Origin of the sequence: Pseudomonas sp. Rh2 (assembly GCF_040762985.1) — a bacterium.
Classification (GTDB): domain Bacteria; phylum Pseudomonadota; class Gammaproteobacteria; order Pseudomonadales; family Pseudomonadaceae; genus Aquipseudomonas; species Aquipseudomonas taiwanensis.
Genome location: NZ_CP142890.1, coordinates 4,531,446 through 4,546,214 on the forward strand (window position 1 = coordinate 4,531,446; position 14,769 = coordinate 4,546,214).

The 14,769-nt window shown below is 60.5% G+C and carries 17 protein-coding genes and 1 tRNA gene; 2 read left to right on the plus strand and 16 right to left on the minus strand.

Annotation, left to right across the window (positions count from 1 at the left end):
• The first annotated feature begins 10 nt into the window (after positions 1-10).
• Both VXM67_RS20670 and VXM67_RS20675 read left to right on the plus strand, forming a co-directional pair.
• Complete coding sequence (locus VXM67_RS20670; RefSeq protein ID WP_023381884.1) at positions 11-970, plus strand: cation transporter; 960 nt, start codon at positions 11-13, stop codon at positions 968-970.
• A 154-nt stretch (positions 971-1,124) separates the two neighbouring features.
• Positions 1,125-1,814 carry a CatB-related O-acetyltransferase gene (locus tag VXM67_RS20675; protein WP_023381885.1) on the plus strand — a complete coding sequence of 230 codons (690 nt, stop codon included), beginning with the start codon at positions 1,125-1,127 and terminating at the stop codon, positions 1,812-1,814.
• A 40-nt stretch (positions 1,815-1,854) separates the two neighbouring features.
• On the opposite strand, the gene VXM67_RS20680 is transcribed toward VXM67_RS20675, so the two are convergent.
• The 16 genes from VXM67_RS20680 to aspS all read right to left on the minus strand — a co-directional run bounded on the left by VXM67_RS20680 (position 1,855) and on the right by aspS (position 14,730).
• Entirely contained in the window at positions 1,855-2,370 is a 516-nt protein-coding gene (locus tag VXM67_RS20680; protein ID WP_049818777.1) for a GNAT family N-acetyltransferase, read from the minus strand.
• A gap of 172 nt (positions 2,371-2,542) precedes the next feature.
• Positions 2,543-2,618: transfer RNA gene (locus VXM67_RS20685), tRNA-Lys, on the minus strand.
• A 61-nt stretch (positions 2,619-2,679) separates the two neighbouring features.
• The gene (queC, locus tag VXM67_RS20690; RefSeq protein WP_023381894.1) at positions 2,680-3,354 is read right to left on the minus strand and encodes a 7-cyano-7-deazaguanine synthase QueC; all 675 of its coding nucleotides are present in this window, start codon (positions 3,352-3,354) and stop codon (positions 2,680-2,682) included.
• Between the two features lie 18 nt (positions 3,355-3,372).
• The gene (queE, locus tag VXM67_RS20695; protein WP_023381895.1) at positions 3,373-4,020 is read right to left on the minus strand and encodes a 7-carboxy-7-deazaguanine synthase QueE; all 648 of its coding nucleotides are present in this window, start codon (positions 4,018-4,020) and stop codon (positions 3,373-3,375) included.
• Between the two features lie 160 nt (positions 4,021-4,180).
• Positions 4,181-4,996, minus strand: coding sequence for a tol-pal system protein YbgF (gene ybgF, locus VXM67_RS20700; protein WP_027907403.1), 816 nt, complete (start codon positions 4,994-4,996; stop codon positions 4,181-4,183).
• Positions 4,997-5,002: 6 nt separating this feature from the next.
• On the minus strand, positions 5,003-5,500 hold the full coding sequence (gene pal / locus VXM67_RS20705) for a peptidoglycan-associated lipoprotein Pal (protein WP_023381906.1): 498 nt from the start codon (positions 5,498-5,500) through the stop codon (positions 5,003-5,005).
• A 53-nt stretch (positions 5,501-5,553) separates the two neighbouring features.
• Positions 5,554-6,834, minus strand: coding sequence for a Tol-Pal system beta propeller repeat protein TolB (gene tolB / locus VXM67_RS20710; RefSeq protein WP_177325266.1), 1,281 nt, complete (start codon positions 6,832-6,834; stop codon positions 5,554-5,556).
• A 17-nt stretch (positions 6,835-6,851) separates the two neighbouring features.
• A complete protein-coding gene (tolA, locus tag VXM67_RS20715) occupies positions 6,852-7,928 on the minus strand; it encodes a cell envelope integrity protein TolA (RefSeq protein ID WP_023381908.1) in 1,077 nt (358 codons plus the stop codon).
• Entirely contained in the window at positions 7,928-8,380 is a 453-nt protein-coding gene (tolR, locus tag VXM67_RS20720) for a protein TolR (protein ID WP_012315816.1), read from the minus strand. The genes tolA and tolR overlap by 1 nt, the downstream gene beginning before the upstream one ends.
• 14 nt (positions 8,381-8,394) lie before the next feature.
• Entirely contained in the window at positions 8,395-9,090 is a 696-nt protein-coding gene (gene tolQ, locus VXM67_RS20725; RefSeq protein WP_023381909.1) for a protein TolQ, read from the minus strand.
• Between the two features lie 2 nt (positions 9,091-9,092).
• Positions 9,093-9,545 (minus strand): tol-pal system-associated acyl-CoA thioesterase, encoded by a 453-nt coding sequence (gene ybgC / locus VXM67_RS20730; RefSeq protein WP_023381910.1) that lies wholly within the window; start codon positions 9,543-9,545, stop codon positions 9,093-9,095.
• A gap of 125 nt (positions 9,546-9,670) precedes the next feature.
• Positions 9,671-10,717, minus strand: coding sequence for a Holliday junction branch migration DNA helicase RuvB (gene ruvB / locus VXM67_RS20735; RefSeq protein ID WP_023381911.1), 1,047 nt, complete (start codon positions 10,715-10,717; stop codon positions 9,671-9,673).
• A complete protein-coding gene (gene ruvA, locus VXM67_RS20740) occupies positions 10,714-11,331 on the minus strand; it encodes a Holliday junction branch migration protein RuvA (RefSeq protein WP_023381912.1) in 618 nt (205 codons plus the stop codon). Before ruvA ends, ruvB begins: the two co-directional genes overlap by 4 nt.
• Before the next feature lie 109 nt (positions 11,332-11,440).
• Positions 11,441-11,965, minus strand: a complete 525-nt coding sequence (gene ruvC / locus VXM67_RS20745; RefSeq protein ID WP_004375291.1) for a crossover junction endodeoxyribonuclease RuvC — start codon at positions 11,963-11,965, stop codon at positions 11,441-11,443.
• A gap of 130 nt (positions 11,966-12,095) precedes the next feature.
• Positions 12,096-12,842 (minus strand): YebC/PmpR family DNA-binding transcriptional regulator, encoded by a 747-nt coding sequence (locus VXM67_RS20750; RefSeq protein ID WP_023381913.1) that lies wholly within the window; start codon positions 12,840-12,842, stop codon positions 12,096-12,098.
• Positions 12,843-12,954: 112 nt separating this feature from the next.
• Entirely contained in the window at positions 12,955-14,730 is a 1,776-nt protein-coding gene (aspS, locus tag VXM67_RS20755) for an aspartate--tRNA ligase (RefSeq protein ID WP_027907400.1), read from the minus strand.
• Positions 14,731-14,769: the final 39 nt, after the last annotated feature.

The window sequence follows — 14,769 nt, forward strand, 5'->3', positions numbered from 1 at the left end:
AGCCATGACCATGGATGCACCCAACAAAACCCCATTCTTCGACCTGACCAGCGAACAGGGCCTGCTGCGGGCCTCTATTGCTGTCACCCTGTTCATCGCCACCATCGGTATCGCGTTCGGCGTAGCCTCCGGCTCGTTCTCGATCGTCTTCGATGGCGTCTATTCGCTGGTCGACGCCAGCATGAGCGGGCTGTCACTGGTGGTGGTCAAGCTGATCACCTCCCATACCACCACCCTGCATATGTCGCGCAAGCTGCGCGAGCGCTTCACCATGGGCTTCTGGCACCTGGAACCGATGGTGCTGGCGCTCAACGGCATCCTGCTGTGCAGCGTGGCCATCTATGCTTTGATCAACGCAGTGCTCAGCCTGCTGGAAGGCGGACGCCATCTGGAGTTCGACATCGCGATCATCTACGCGGTGCTTACCGTGATCGCCTGCGTCACCATTGCCATGATCGAAGCCCGCGCCAATCGCAAGCTCGGCTCGGACTTCGTGCGCATGGACGTCAAAGGCTGGATCATGTCGGCGAGCATCACCGCGGCCCTGTTGATCGCCTTCTGCTTCGGCTACGCCGTTCAGGGCACTGCCTGGGAATGGATGTCGCCATACATCGACCCGGCGGTGCTGGGCCTGGTCTGCCTGGTGATCATTCCGCTGCCACTGTCGGTGATCCGCCAGGCGCTGTCGGAGATCTTCCTGGTCACCCCCAGCGACCTGAAACTGCATGTCGATGAGGTGGCCAAGCACTTCGTCGCCCTTCACGGCCTGCAGTCGTACCGCGCCTACGTGGCCAAGGTCGGACGCTCGCGAGAGATCGAACTGTTCTTCATCGTGCCACCGGACATGGGGGCCAAGACCATTGCCGAATGGGACGCACTGCGCGATGAGGTGGGCAATGCGATTGGCGGCGAAGGGCCGGATCGCTGGCTGACGGTGGTGTTTACCGGGGACAAGGAGTGGGCGGAGTAAGGCGCGCTATGGGGCGACCACCGGCAAGCCGATCTGCCCACGTGATTTTTTTCGACGCCGTCTTTCCACTGACGGGATTGAGCACGCTGCAAAAGCTGCGGACAATGGGGCGCGATACCTCATCGCCCAATACCTTCCCGATGCGAACAGCGCCATGCTCAAAATCTTCAGAGAAAAAAAATTCAAGAAAGCATTCCGAAAAATGGGAGGCAAGGCAGCCGGGGGGCCAGATTCCTTCGCCTCCCGCGCCAGCGCATCCATCGAGGAGGGTGTCAAGCTAGGACACATCCGAGTGGAGCCCCCTTCGTTGTCGATTGGTGCGCATACCTACATCAGAAGCGGGACCAAATTATCCTTGATCGCCGAAATTGGCCGCTTTTGCTCCATTGGGTCTGACTGCACGCTCGGCCAGGAGAAACACACGCACCCAATGGACTGGGTGAGCACACACCCGTTTCAATACGAGACCGGAGCATTGTCCTACTCCCCCCAACTATCCTGGACCACCGTAGGACACGACGTTTGGATCGGGCACGGCGCCACCGTGTTGGAGGGCGTGAATGTCGGTACAGGGGCAATCATTGCGACAAGAGCCTTGGTGACCCGCGACGTGCCACCCTACGCAATCGTGGGGGGAAACCCAGCGAAGATCATCAGATACCGCCACAGCGCCGAAACCATTGAGCGACTTCTCCAAAGCGAATGGTGGAACCTTGACCTCGAATTCCTGAGAAGCCTTCCTCTTGACGATACGGAGGCGTTTCTCAAGATTATCGAAAACAGCGCCGGTCTACCGCAGGCAACGTACTCAAGATTGAAAGTCGCCAAACGCACCGCGCAGTGAACGTCCGCAATGGAGTGAAGGAGCCTTGAAAGGTTCGTGTTCAGGCCACCGGCCATACCATGGCACAGCGACTTTCCGGCGCGAATCCGTGCTTGTACTCCTCGCTCAGTATCGCCGCCAGCCGCTGATCAAGGTCTTTGGGGGCCTTGGCCTCAAAGCCCAGGCGGGCGTAAAAGGGGGCGTTCCACGGCACGCTCGTGAATGTCGTAAGCGTGACGAAACCAAGTCTGTGTGACCGCGCGTGATCCTTCGCCGCTTCGATCAGATGCCGCCCTATACCCTGACCTTGCATCGATTGGTCCACCGATACTTCATGGATGTGAAGTTCATTGCCGTGGCGCTCAGCGCTGAGAAATCCTTGCGGTCGATGTTCGGCATCGATTGCAACCCAGCAGGTCGACTGTGCAATGAGTTGGCGATGACGCTCTACGGACATCGGAGGCGACTCAGCCAGCCAACTCAGCTGATCGATCAGGCGAAAGGATTGAGCGGCGGAAGTTTCTATGGCGGGCAGAAGTGGCGCATCTTCCGGCACAGCGGGGCGGATGATAAGCATGCGTCGTCCAAAAAGGGTCACGGATCGTTCATGAATGCTAGAACGAAAAAGCCCACCATAGAAGGTGGGCTTTTCAACACATCTAAGTGAGGCTTGGGTGCCTCATACAGCAGCATGACCAGGTATGGCTTAGTGAAGCCGTGTTTCCTGTACTCACGAACCGCTGTGAATATGGTGGGTCGTGTAGGATTCGAACCTACGACCAATTGGTTAAAAGCCAACTGCTCTACCAACTGAGCTAACGACCCGTTGGATGGCGCGTATAATACTGATTTCTAACGGGAAATCAACACCCCATCGCAAAATTTTTTAAAAATATCGCGTCGGGTCCTGTACACCGGCGGCCTTGAAGCCCTCGGCACGCAGGCGGCAGCTGTCGCATTTGCCACAGGCACGGCCGTCATCGTCGGCCTGGTAGCAGGACACGGTGAGGCTGTAGTCCACGCCGCGAGCAAGACCCGCCTGGACGATCTGTGCCTTGCTCATGTTCTGCAGTGGCGCCTGGATACGGAAGCCCTGCCCCTCTACACCAGCCTTGGTGGCAAGGTTGGCCATGCGCTCGAACGCTTCGACGAACTCAGGGCGGCAATCGGGATAGCCGGAATAGTCCACCGCGTTCACACCAATAAAGATATCGCGCGCTTCGAGCACTTCAGCCCAACCCAGCGCCAGCGACAGGAACACCGTATTGCGAGCCGGCACGTAGGTCACCGGAATGCCCTCGCCCGGGGTTTCCGGCACATCGATGCTGCTGTCGGTCAGGGCCGAACCGCCAATACCATCAAGGTTCAGGCCGATGACCTTATGTTCGACGACACCCAGGTCCCGCGCTACGCGAGCGGCTGCGTTAAGCTCGGCACGGTGGCGCTGGCCGTAATCGAAGCTCATGGTATAGCAGCTGTAGCCCTCGGCCTTGGCCATGGCCACCACCGTGGCCGAATCCAGGCCGCCGGACAGCAGAATTACCGCGCGTTTCTCACTCATGTACTGCTACTCCTTCAATCAACGTCCGGGTTCGTCGTTCCACAGCAGCTTGTGCAGCTGCAGCTGGAAGCGCACGGGCAGGTTGTCGGCTACGATCCAGTCCGCAAGGTCGGTGGCGCTCACCTGGTGATGACTTGGTGAGAACAACACTTCCCCGGCACGTTCAGCGAGGTTGTACTGAATGAGCTTGGAAACCGCCCAGTCATAGTCCTCGCGAGAGCAGATGACGAACTTGACCTGGTCATTGTGGGTCAGGTGCTCGATGTTCTCGTAACGGTTTCGGTGAGACTCCTCCGAGCCGGGCGTCTTGAGGTCGACTACACGGCTGACGCGGGTATCGGTGCCGGCGATATCCAGGGCACCGCTGGTCTCGAGGGAGACTTCGTAGCCGGCATCGCACAGCCGCTGCAGCAGCGGCAAGGCGTTGGGCTGGGCCAACGGCTCGCCACCGGTTACACAGACGTAACGCGGCTTGTAACCGGCCACCTGCTCGAGAATGTCGTCGAGGGTGCGGACGGTGCCGCCACTGAAGGCGTAGGCACTGTCGCAGTACTGGCAACGCAGGGGACAACCGGTAAGGCGCACGAATACTGTGGGCAGCCCAGCCGTTCGCGTTTCACCCTGCAAAGAGTAAAAGACTTCGGTGATGCGTAATGTGTCTTGCATGATCGCCACGGGCGTGACAGCTAAACAGGCTGTCCGCCTCCGTCAGGCACTGTTGCGGACTCGACATGGCGTTATCCGCAGCAGCGTGTTTACGAAAAAAGGGCATTGATTCTAACGAAAAAACCCGCGACAAGCGCGGGTTTCTTTCAAGCATTTCAGCTTAGAGCTTCTGCAGGTCACGCTGGGCCAGTTGCGCGGCGGATGTGCCTGGGTACTGACTGATGACTTGCTGGAGGATGCCCTTGACCTTGTCGGTATGCCCCATACGGCGCTCGACATCAGCCAGTTTGTACAGCGAATCCGGCACCTTGCTGTGCTTGGGGTACTTCTGGCCAACCTGGGCGAAGGCCTGGCTGGCAGCCTGCAGATCGCCCTTGGCCAAGTTCACCTCACCCAGCCAATACTGGGCATTGCCGGCGTACTGACTGTTGGGGTACTTGCGAAGGAAGGCGCCGAAGGCTTGTGCAGCCTTGTCGAAGTCCTTCTGCTTGATCAGGTCGAAAGCGGCATCGTAATACAGCTTCTCTTTCGCCGGATCACCCGGTTCGCTACTGGCGGCCGGTTGTTGCGCAGCAGCGCCAGCGGCACCTGCTGCAGCACCGGCGGCGGCACCAGGTGCACCGCCGGTAGAAGAATTGTCAGGGGTCGCGGCTGGCGCGGCGCCACTGTTGATGCGACGGTCCAGATCCTGGTAACGCTCCAGGTTTTCCTGCTTCATGCGGGCCACATCGTTCTGCAACTCTTCGATGATGCCCTGCTGGCGGGAAATCTGATCCTGCATCTGTTGCAGCTGCATGAACAGCTGGCCCTGTGCAGAGGCAGGGGTCGAAGCCCCTGCCCCGGCATAGGCGCCGCTCGTGCCATAACCCGAAGGTGGGTAAGCACCTGCGTTGTCATCTACTACAGGAACCTCAGCCCAAGCCGCAAGCGGCAGGCTGAGTGCGAGGACGGTTACTACACGGCGGCACATACGCATGAGAACTTACTTACGCAGTTCTACGCGACGGTTCTGAGCCCAGGACTGCTCGTCGTTGCCAGTGGCAACCGGACGCTCTTCGCCGTAGGAGACCAGTTCCAGTTGAGCAGGGGAAACGCCCTGCAGAACCAGGTAGCGCTGAACGGCCTTGGCACGACGCTCACCCAGAGCCATGTTGTACTCGCGGGTGCCGCGCTCGTCGGTGTTGCCTTCCAGAACAACGCGGTTGCCGTTGGCTTTCAGGTCCTTGGCGTGAACGTCCAGGGCGCGCATGGCTTCTGGCTTCAGATCCGAGCTGTCGTATTCGAAGTAGAAGGTGGTGATTGCGCGCAGGGCGGCTTCTTCGCTCAGGGAGCCGTCGACAGCGCCAGTGTTGGCACCGTAGCCAGCGTTCGGGTCAACAGCGCCTTCACCAGCGTTGTCGCCGCCTTTCGAGGAGCAACCTACAGCTACGGCCATGGCCAGAGCCAGCGCAGCAAATTTACCAAACTTCAGCATTTCCATCGTGAAACTCCTAATGAAACCCCAGTGTGTTAAGCAAAAGTATTACGCCGCAATCAGTTCAGGTAAGGGGACCAGGACGGTTCTCTGACTTCGCCTTGAGCGGTAGGAAGTGGGAGCCTCACGCGTCCATTAAGCGACACGAGCATCAAGACTCCCCGGCCCTGCTGGCGGGTGGCGTAGATTAGCATGGTGCCGTTTGGCGCAACAGTGGGAGACTCATCAAGACTGGTCTCGGAGAGAATCTTTACACTTCCACGTTGCAGATCCTGGGCAGCCACTTTGAAGTTGGTGAAACCCTGCTGACGGTGAATCATCACCAAGGTCTTTTCATCGGCCGAAAGTTTCGGGTTGGCGTTGTAGTTACCCACGAAAGTTACGCGCTCGGCACCACCACCGCTGACCGACTGCTTGTAGATCTGCGGTTTGCCGCCACGGTCGGAGGTGAAGTACAGGGTGTTGCCATCTTTACCCCAGAACGGTTCGGTATTGATACCCGGGCCGGCGGTGACGCGGCTGATCTGGCGCGAGGCAACGTTCATCACATAAATGTCCGGATTGCCATCCTTCGAAAGTACGAAGGCCAGGCGGGTGCCATCCGGGGACCAGGCTGGTGCACCGTTCAGGCCCTCGAAGTTGGTGACCTGTTCGCGGCGACCGGTATCGATGTGCTGGATGAAGATACGCGGACGCTTCTGCTCGAACGAGACATAGGCGATGCGTTTGCCATCCGGTGCGAAGCGCGGCGACAGGATCGGCTCGCGCGACTGCAGCAGGGTCACAGCGCGGGCACCATCGTAGTCCGAACGCTGCAGGGTGTAGCGGGTGTTGTTGGCCGAGAAGCGCTCAGCGGTCACGTACAGCATGCGGGTGGAGAATGCACCCTTGATGCCGGTGAGCTTCTCGAACGACTGGTCGGCGATGTAGTGGGACATGTCGCGCAACTGGTCGACACCGCCCGCGACGCTGCCGGTCAGCACTTGCTGCTCGGTGGCGACGTTGAACAGTGCGTATTGAACCTGCAGGCGCCCGCCCGACGGCACGATGCTGCCAACCATGACGTACTGGGCACCAAGGGCTTTCCAGTCACGGAAGATCACTTCGCTGGCCTGGGTCGGCTGGCTGATCATGTTCTGCCGTGGAATTGGCGCGTAGTAGCCAGAGTTGCGCAGGTCGTTACCAATGATATCGGCCATGTCTTCCGGCAGCACGCTACCACCCTGCAGACCGAACGGCACAACCGCGATGGGCGTAGCCCTGTCGCTGCCGCTGGTGACCAGGATGTTCTTTTCCTCTGCCATGGCCATGCCAGCCACGCAGCAGAGCATGACCAGCATTCCTCGAAGGAGTTTAATCACAACGCAAGATCCTCAGGTGTAAATGTCATCTTGAACGAACGGTACGGATTGAACTCGTTCGGCTTCAAGCCCTGCATTTCGGTCAAGCGACCGATGTTCTTCACTGCTGCCACCGCCGAACTGTCGAATGGACCGTCTCCACTGGAGCGAGCCACACTGACGCCGGTAATGGTGCCATCCGGCAGCATGCTGATCTGCAGGACTACCGTCATGCCTTTGCGCGCAGAAGGTGGACGCGCCCAGCCTTCGGCCGCGCGCATACGAATCAGGTCGTCGAAATCGCCGGCCACCTGGTCCCCCTGCTCGTCGGCCAGGGCCTGCTGCCGCTCGGTGGTGTCGGACAACAGCTCGGCCAATGCCTGGGCTTTCTTGTCTTCCGCCGCCTTGCGAGCCGCTTCCTGTGCCTTCTTCTTCTGGGCATCTGCCGCGGCCTTTTTCTTGGCCTCTTCAGCTGCCTTCTTCTTCGCTTCCTCGGCCGCCGCTTTCTTCTTGGCGTCCTCGGCTGCTTTCTTCTTCGCCTCCTCGGCGGCCTTTTTCTTGGCCTCCTCAGCGGCTTGTTTCTTGGCTTCTTCCTCGGCCTGCTTCTTGGCCTCTTCCTCTGCCTTTTTCTTGGCGATGTCAGCCTGCTGTTTCTCAGCGGCTTTCTTCGCTTCTTCAGCCTTCTTGGCTTCGGCGGCTTTCTTGGCCTCGGCAGCCTTGGCAGCCTCTTCGGCCTTCTTGGCCTCGGCGGCTTCGCGGGCCTCTTCGGCCTTTTGAGCGGCGTCGGCTTTCTTTTGTTCCGCGGCCTTTATGGCCTCCTGCTCGACCTTCTTCTGCTCCAGCTGCTCGACCTCGGTCTGGCGCGAAGCGGTTTTCTTCGCTTCCCCGGCAATCTTCTGATTGGTCTGGGTGGTCGCCTGGCTCTTGGATTTGAGCTGGTACAGGGTCGCCTGGACGATCGGCTTGGAAGGCGGCAGCTCAGGCGTCATCGCAAAGCTGACGAACAGCATGGCGAACACCAGCACATGCAGGCCGATGGCCCAGATGCTGGGCCAGAAGTAGCTTTCCGAGGCGGATGGCTCTCGCTGCTGCATCAGGGCGCCTCGGTAATCAGGCCAACGTTACCGACACCGGCCTTCTGCAACCCGCCCATGGCGCCCATGACGGCGCCGTAGTCGACAGCCTTGTCGCCACGAATGAAGACCTGGGTCTGTTTGCCCTGGTCGCGACCGGCGGCGATGATCTTGGTCACCGCACTGGTCATTTCCGGCAGGGTCATGGCCTTGTCCATCTGCTTGTCGGTGTCGACTTCGCTGCCGAGGTTCCAGTAGTAGGTTTTGTCGGCCTTGATGGAGATGGTCAGGATCTGGACGTTGTTGTCCTGCGGCAAGGCTTCACTGGAAACCTTGGGCAGGTCGACCTTCACGCCCTGGTTGAGCATGGGGGCCGTCACCATGAAGATAACCAGCAGCACCAGCATCACGTCGATGTAGGGCACCACGTTCATCTCGGCGACCGGCTTGCGTTTGTGGCGAACTCGGGCCATGGGCTTCTACCTGCTTACTCTTCGCTGGTGTGCACTTTACGGTGCAGGATCGCCTGGAACTCGTCGGCGAAGGTGTAGTAACGGCCGATCAGCACTTCACTGCGGGCAGCAAAACGGTTGTAGGCGATGACCGCGGGAATTGCGGCGAACAGGCCGATTGCGGTGGCGATCAGGGCCTCGGCGATACCAGGAGCGACAGTGGCCAAGGTGGCCTGCTGGGCGCTGGCCAGGCCACGGAAGGAGTTCATGATGCCCCATACGGTACCGAACAGGCCGATGTACGGGCTGGTGGAACCGACGGTGGCCAGGAACGGCAGGCTCTGCTCGAGCTTTTCTTCCTCGCGGGAGATGGCAACGCGCATGGCACGGCCAACGCCTTCCATCACTGCATCCGGGTCGACGCCAGGTTGCTGGCGCAGACGCGAGAACTCTTTGAAACCGGCACGAAAGACCTGTTCAACACCGGAGTCAGGATCGGGGTTGCTGCCAGCCTGGCGATAGAGCTTGGACAGATCGATACCCGACCAGAAACGCTCCTCGAAAGCATCCAGCGCACGACGACCGGCACGCAGCATGGTGCTGCGCTGGAAGATCATGATCCATGAAGTGACCGAGGCAGCCACCAAGGCCAGCATGACCAACTGCACCACGATGCTGGCATTGCTGACCAGACTCCACATGGAGGTATGGTCGACGACGTTAGCTTCCACGCTTATTCTCCTGCATTCGATTGAGTACCCGTGCCGTCCGCCAGGAAGGCGTCACGCAGCTCTGGGGGAATGGCCCGGGGTTTGAAAGTGTCGGCGCGCACGGCGGCCACCAGGAACTGCCCCTCGCAGAGCAGCGTTTCATCCTTTTCCCGCCAGACCTGCTGTACGAAACGCAGACTGGCGCGATTGAGTTCAAGTACTTGCGCGGTGACCCGGAGCTCGTCGTCCAGGCGCGCCGGCGCGTGATAGCGTGCTTCGCTGGAGTGGACCACGAACAGGAGGTTTTCTCCGGCCAGCTGCGCCTGGGAAAAGCCCAGGTGGCGCAACCGCTCCGTGCGCGCACGCTCCATGAATTTCAGATAATTGACGTAATACACCACGCCACCGGCATCGGTGTCCTCGTAATAGACGCGACAACGGTGTGCGAACGGTTCCAGGCCATTTTGCGCGCGCATACTCTAGTGCTTACTCCTCAGCTTGCCAATCCGCTGTAGCAACTGTTTTTTCTTAAATAATGTCTGATTGCCAGCAACCCTGCGGCATGCCAGCGGTAGGACCACGAAAAGCGGGATTCGATCTGTCATTCATCGCCTGGCTCGCAATAATCGCCCCCCTCCCCCAGCCTTCCGGGCACGTTCAGACCGAAATGCAGGTAGGCATGCCGCGTGACTACGCGCCCGCGCGGGGTGCGCATGATATAGCCTTGCTGGATCAGGTAAGGCTCGAGCACATCCTCGATGGTGTGGCGCTCTTCGCTGATGGCCGCCGCCAGGTTGTCCACGCCCACAGGACCGCCGTCGAACTTCTCGATCATGGTCAGCAGCAGGCGGCGGTCGGAGTGGTCGAAACCACGCTCGTCGACATCCAGCAGGTTCAACGCCAAGTCGGCCACGGCCTTGGTGATCTGCCCCTTGCCACGCACTTCGGCGTAGTCGCGCACCCGGCGTAGCAGTCGGTTGGCGATACGCGGCGTGCCACGGGCACGCCGGGCAATTTCGAAGGCACCCTGGTCCTCGATCGAAAGCCCGAGGATGCTGGCCGACCGACTGACGATGGTGGCCAGGTCCTGGTTGCTGTAGAACTCCAGACGCTGAACGATACCGAAGCGATCGCGCAGCGGGTTGGTGAGCATGCCGGCACGGGTGGTGGCACCGACCAGGGTGAACGGCGGCAGGTCGAGCTTGATCGAGCGGGCGGCAGGCCCTTCGCCGATCATGATGTCGAGCTGGAAGTCTTCCATGGCCGGATACAGCACTTCTTCGACCACTGGCGACAGCCGGTGGATTTCGTCGATGAACAGTACGTCATGAGGTTCAAGGTTGGTCAGCATGGCTGCCAGGTCACCCGGCCGCTCGAGAATAGGGCCCGAGGTACTTTTGACCGATACGCCCATCTCATGGGCGATGATATTGGCCAGGGTGGTCTTGCCCAGCCCGGGCGGACCAAAAATCAGGGTGTGATCCAGCGACTCGTGGCGACCGCGAGCAGCCTGGATGAACAGGGACATCTGCTCGCGCACGACGGGCTGGCCGATGTATTCATCCAGCCGCAGCGGGCGAATCGCCCGGTCCTGGACTTCTTCACGGTCGCGGCCAGTGGCGGCGATCAAGCGGTCGGCTTCGATCACTTGGTAATCATCCCCTTCAGGCTACGGCGAATCAGCTCTTCGCTACTCAGGCCAGCCTTGTCCTTGATGGCGGATACCGCCTTGCTCGCCTCCTGAGGCTTGTAGCCCAGAGACACCAGCGCACTGACCGCATCGGCCTCGGCGTTATTGGCGCTGCTGACCGGCACCGGCCCATCGGAGACGAGCGTGAACATCGCAGGCGAGGTTTCCCAGGCCTTGAACCGGTCCTTGAGCTCGACCAGCAAGCGCTCCGCGGTCTTCTTGCCAACGCCGGGCACCCGCACCAGCGTCGAAGCGTCCTGGGCCTGGACACAGCGCACCAGTTCGTCGACCTCAAGGCCAGACATCAAGGCCAACGCCAGCTTCGGTCCTACGCCATTGAGACGAATCAGCTCGCGAAACAGCTCACGCTCGCGCTTTTCATGAAACCCATACAGCAGGTGCGCATCCTCGCGCACCACCAGGTGGGTATGCACGGTGACCGACTCGCCCACCTTGGGCAGACGGTACAGGGTGGTCATCGGCACTTCGAGCTCATAGCCCACGCCATTGACATCGATAATCAGGTGCGGCGGCTGTTTTTCCGCCAGGGTGCCGCGCAAACGTCCAATCACGTTCCGATCCTTCCTCTCGGGGAGCCGATCAAAGACCGCACAACCCTATCAGCAAAAGCAGCGGGTGAACGTTTCACCCGAGCAAAATGTGTATCAGCGCATGAAGTGCTTACAGACGCAAGCGTCCACCACGCCGCCGAGCCGTCGCCAAGCCGTGAGGCACCAGGCTGGAGCGGGTATGGGCATGACACAAGGCGATGGCCAGTGCGTCGGATGCATCGATCTGCGGTTTCTGGGTCAATTTGAGCAAATGCATGACCATCATCATCACCTGCTCCTTGTTGGCCCCCCCGGTACCGGCAACGGCCTGCTTGACCTGGGTGGCACTGTACTCGGCGATTTCCAGACCCGCCTCGGCGGCGGCAACGATCGCCGCGCCACGGGCCTGGCCAAGCTTGAGCGCCGAGTCGGCATTGCGAGCCATGAACACCCGCTCGATCCCCATGGTCACCGGGCCGTGCTGGGCGATGATTTCTCCGACACCACGAAAGACGATCTGCAATCGCTCATGCAGCTCGCCACTGCCGGTGCGGATGCAGCCCGACGCCACGTACTCGCAACCACGCGCGGTTTGGCGTACCACGCCGTAACCGGTGATCCGCGAGCCGGGGTCGATACCAAGAATCAGAGTCATAGTGCCTGTCGTACAAAGCCCATGTTTAAACACCATTGGGGCCGCTGCGCGCCCCATCACTGCAAGCCAGCGATGGGCTGCACAGCGGCCCCAATAAAGCTACCTGCCTGGCCCGGATGCCCAGGACACCTTAGCCAAGTTTTTCCAGGATCTCTTCGGAAATCTCGGCATTGGAGTAGACGTTCTGTACGTCATCCAGGTCTTCGAGCATGTCGATCAGCTTGAGCACCTTCTCGGCCCCGTCCTGGTCCAGTTCGGCGCTGGTGGTCGGCTGCATCACGATCTCGGCATCGGCGGCCTTGAAGCCAGCTTCCTCCAAGGCGTTACGCACGGCATAGAAGCTGTTGAACGAGGTAAACACATCGAACGAACCGTCTTCGTTGGCCACAACGTCATCGGCATCGGCCTCCATGGCCGCTTCCATCAGGGCATCCTCGTCAAGGCCAGGGGCAAAGCTGATCTGCCCCTTGCGCTCGAACAGGTACGCGACCGAACCATCGGTACCGAGGTTGCCGCCACATTTGGTGAAGGCATGGCGAACGGCCGCTGCGGTGCGGTTGCGATTGTCGGTCATGGCTTCGACCATGATGGCCACGCCACCTGGGCCATAACCTTCGTAGCTGAGCTCTTCGACGTTGTCGCTTTCGTTGGTGCCAGCACCACGGGCCACGGCCCGGTCGATGATGTCGCGGCTCATGTTGGCGCCCAGCGCCTTGTCCAACGCCAGACGCAGGCGCGGGTTGGAGGCCGGATCAGGCCCGCCCTGCTTGGCGGCGACCGTCAGCTCGCGGATCCACTTGGTGAAGATCTTGCCTCTCTTGGCATCCTGGCGCTCTTTGCGGTGCTTGATGTTCGCCCACTTGGAATGACCAGCCATATCGACTCCAAAATCCTTGATACAGAAACAAGTTCCGCCCCGTAGGGCGGAACGCGTGTGATCTTGCGCAAAAGCGCATGGGCGCAACCCTGCGGGTGCGCCCGCGGTCCGCTTACTCGACCTTGGTCTGCTCGCGCAGACGGATGTGCAGCTCGCGCAGTGCCTTGGCATCGACCATGCCAGGGGCCTGGGTCATGACGCACGCGGCGCTCTGGGTTTTCGGGAAGGCGATCACTTCACGGATCGACTGGGCGCCGGTCATCAGCATGACCAGACGGTCCAGACCGAAGGCCAGACCACCGTGTGGCGGTGCGCCGAACTTCAGAGCGTCGAGCAGGAAGCCGAACTTCTCTTCCTGCTCTGCCGCCTCGATACCCAGCAGGCGGAATACCGCCTGTTGCATTTCCTTGCGGTGAATACGGATCGAACCGCCACCCAGTTCGGTACCGTTGAGCACCATGTCGTAGGCACGGGACAGCGCGCCGGCCGGGTTGGCCTCGAGCTCTTCAGGGGTGCACTTCGGCGCGGTGAACGGGTGATGCAGCGCGGTGAAGCTGCCGTCTTCGTTCTCTTCGAACATCGGGAAGTCGACCACCCACATCGGCGCCCACTCGCAGGTCAGCAGCTCGAAGTCGTGGCCCAGGCGGATACGCAGCGCGCCCAGGGCTTCGCTGACGATCTTGAACTTGTCGGCACCGAAGAACACGATGTCGCCGTCGACCGCACCCACGCGATCGAGGATCACGTTGAGGTTGGCCTCAGGTATGTTCTTGACGATTGGCGACTGCAGGCCTTCGACGCCCTTGGCACGCTCGTTGACCTTGATGTACGCCAGGCCCTTGGCACCATAGATGCCCACGAACTTGGTGTACTCGTCGATCTTGCTGCGCGGCATGCTGGCACCGCCAGGCAGGCGCAGGGCGGTCACGCGGCACTTCGGATCGTTGGCCGGGCCGGCGAAGACTTTGAAGTCGACGTCCTTGAGCTGATCGGCAACGTCGACCAGCTCCAGCGGAATACGCAGGTCTGGCTTGTCGGAACCGTAACGACGCATGGCCTCCTCGAAGGTCATGTGCGGGAACTCGCCGAACTCCAGGTCCAGCACTTCCTTGAACAGCTTGCGGATCATGCTCTCGGTGAGGCCCATGATCTCGGATTCGTCCAGGAAGCTGGTTTCGATGTCGATCTGGGTGAATTCCGGCTGACGGTCGGCACGCAGGTCCTCGTCACGGAAGCACTTGGCAATTTGGTAGTAACGGTCGAAACCGGCCACCATCAGCAGCTGCTTGAACAGCTGCGGCGACTGCGGCAGAGCAAAGAAGCTGCCAGCGTGGGTACGGCTCGGCACCAGGTAGTCGCGCGCACCTTCCGGCGTGGCTCGGGTGAGGATCGGGGTTTCGACGTCGAGGAAGCCGTTCTCGTCGAGGAAGCGACGAATGCTGCTGGTGATGCGCGAACGCAGGCGCAGCTTGTCGGCCATTTCCGGACGACGCAGGTCGATGAAGCGGTAGCGCAGACGGGTTTCCTCGCCCACGTCGGAGTATTCGTTCAACGGGAAGGGAGGGGTTTCCGCTTCGTTGAGCACATTCAGCTGGTAGCCGAGGATTTCGATGGCGCCGGAGGCCATGTTGGCGTTCACCGCACCTTCCGGACGCTTGCGTACCTTGCCAGTGATCTGCACGACATACTCGCTGCGCACGCGGTCGGCAGCGGCGAAGGTTTCGGCGCGATCCGGGTCGAACACGACCTGAGCCATGCCTTCGCGGTCACGGATATCGAGGAAGATCACCCCGCCGTGGTCGCGGCGACGATGGACCCAGCCGCAAAGGGTGACTTCCTGGCCGTCCAGGCTCTCGTTCAGTTGGCCGCAATAATGGCTGCGCATCATGATGGTGGTTTCGCTTCTCGTGATTCGTGTATTCGGTGG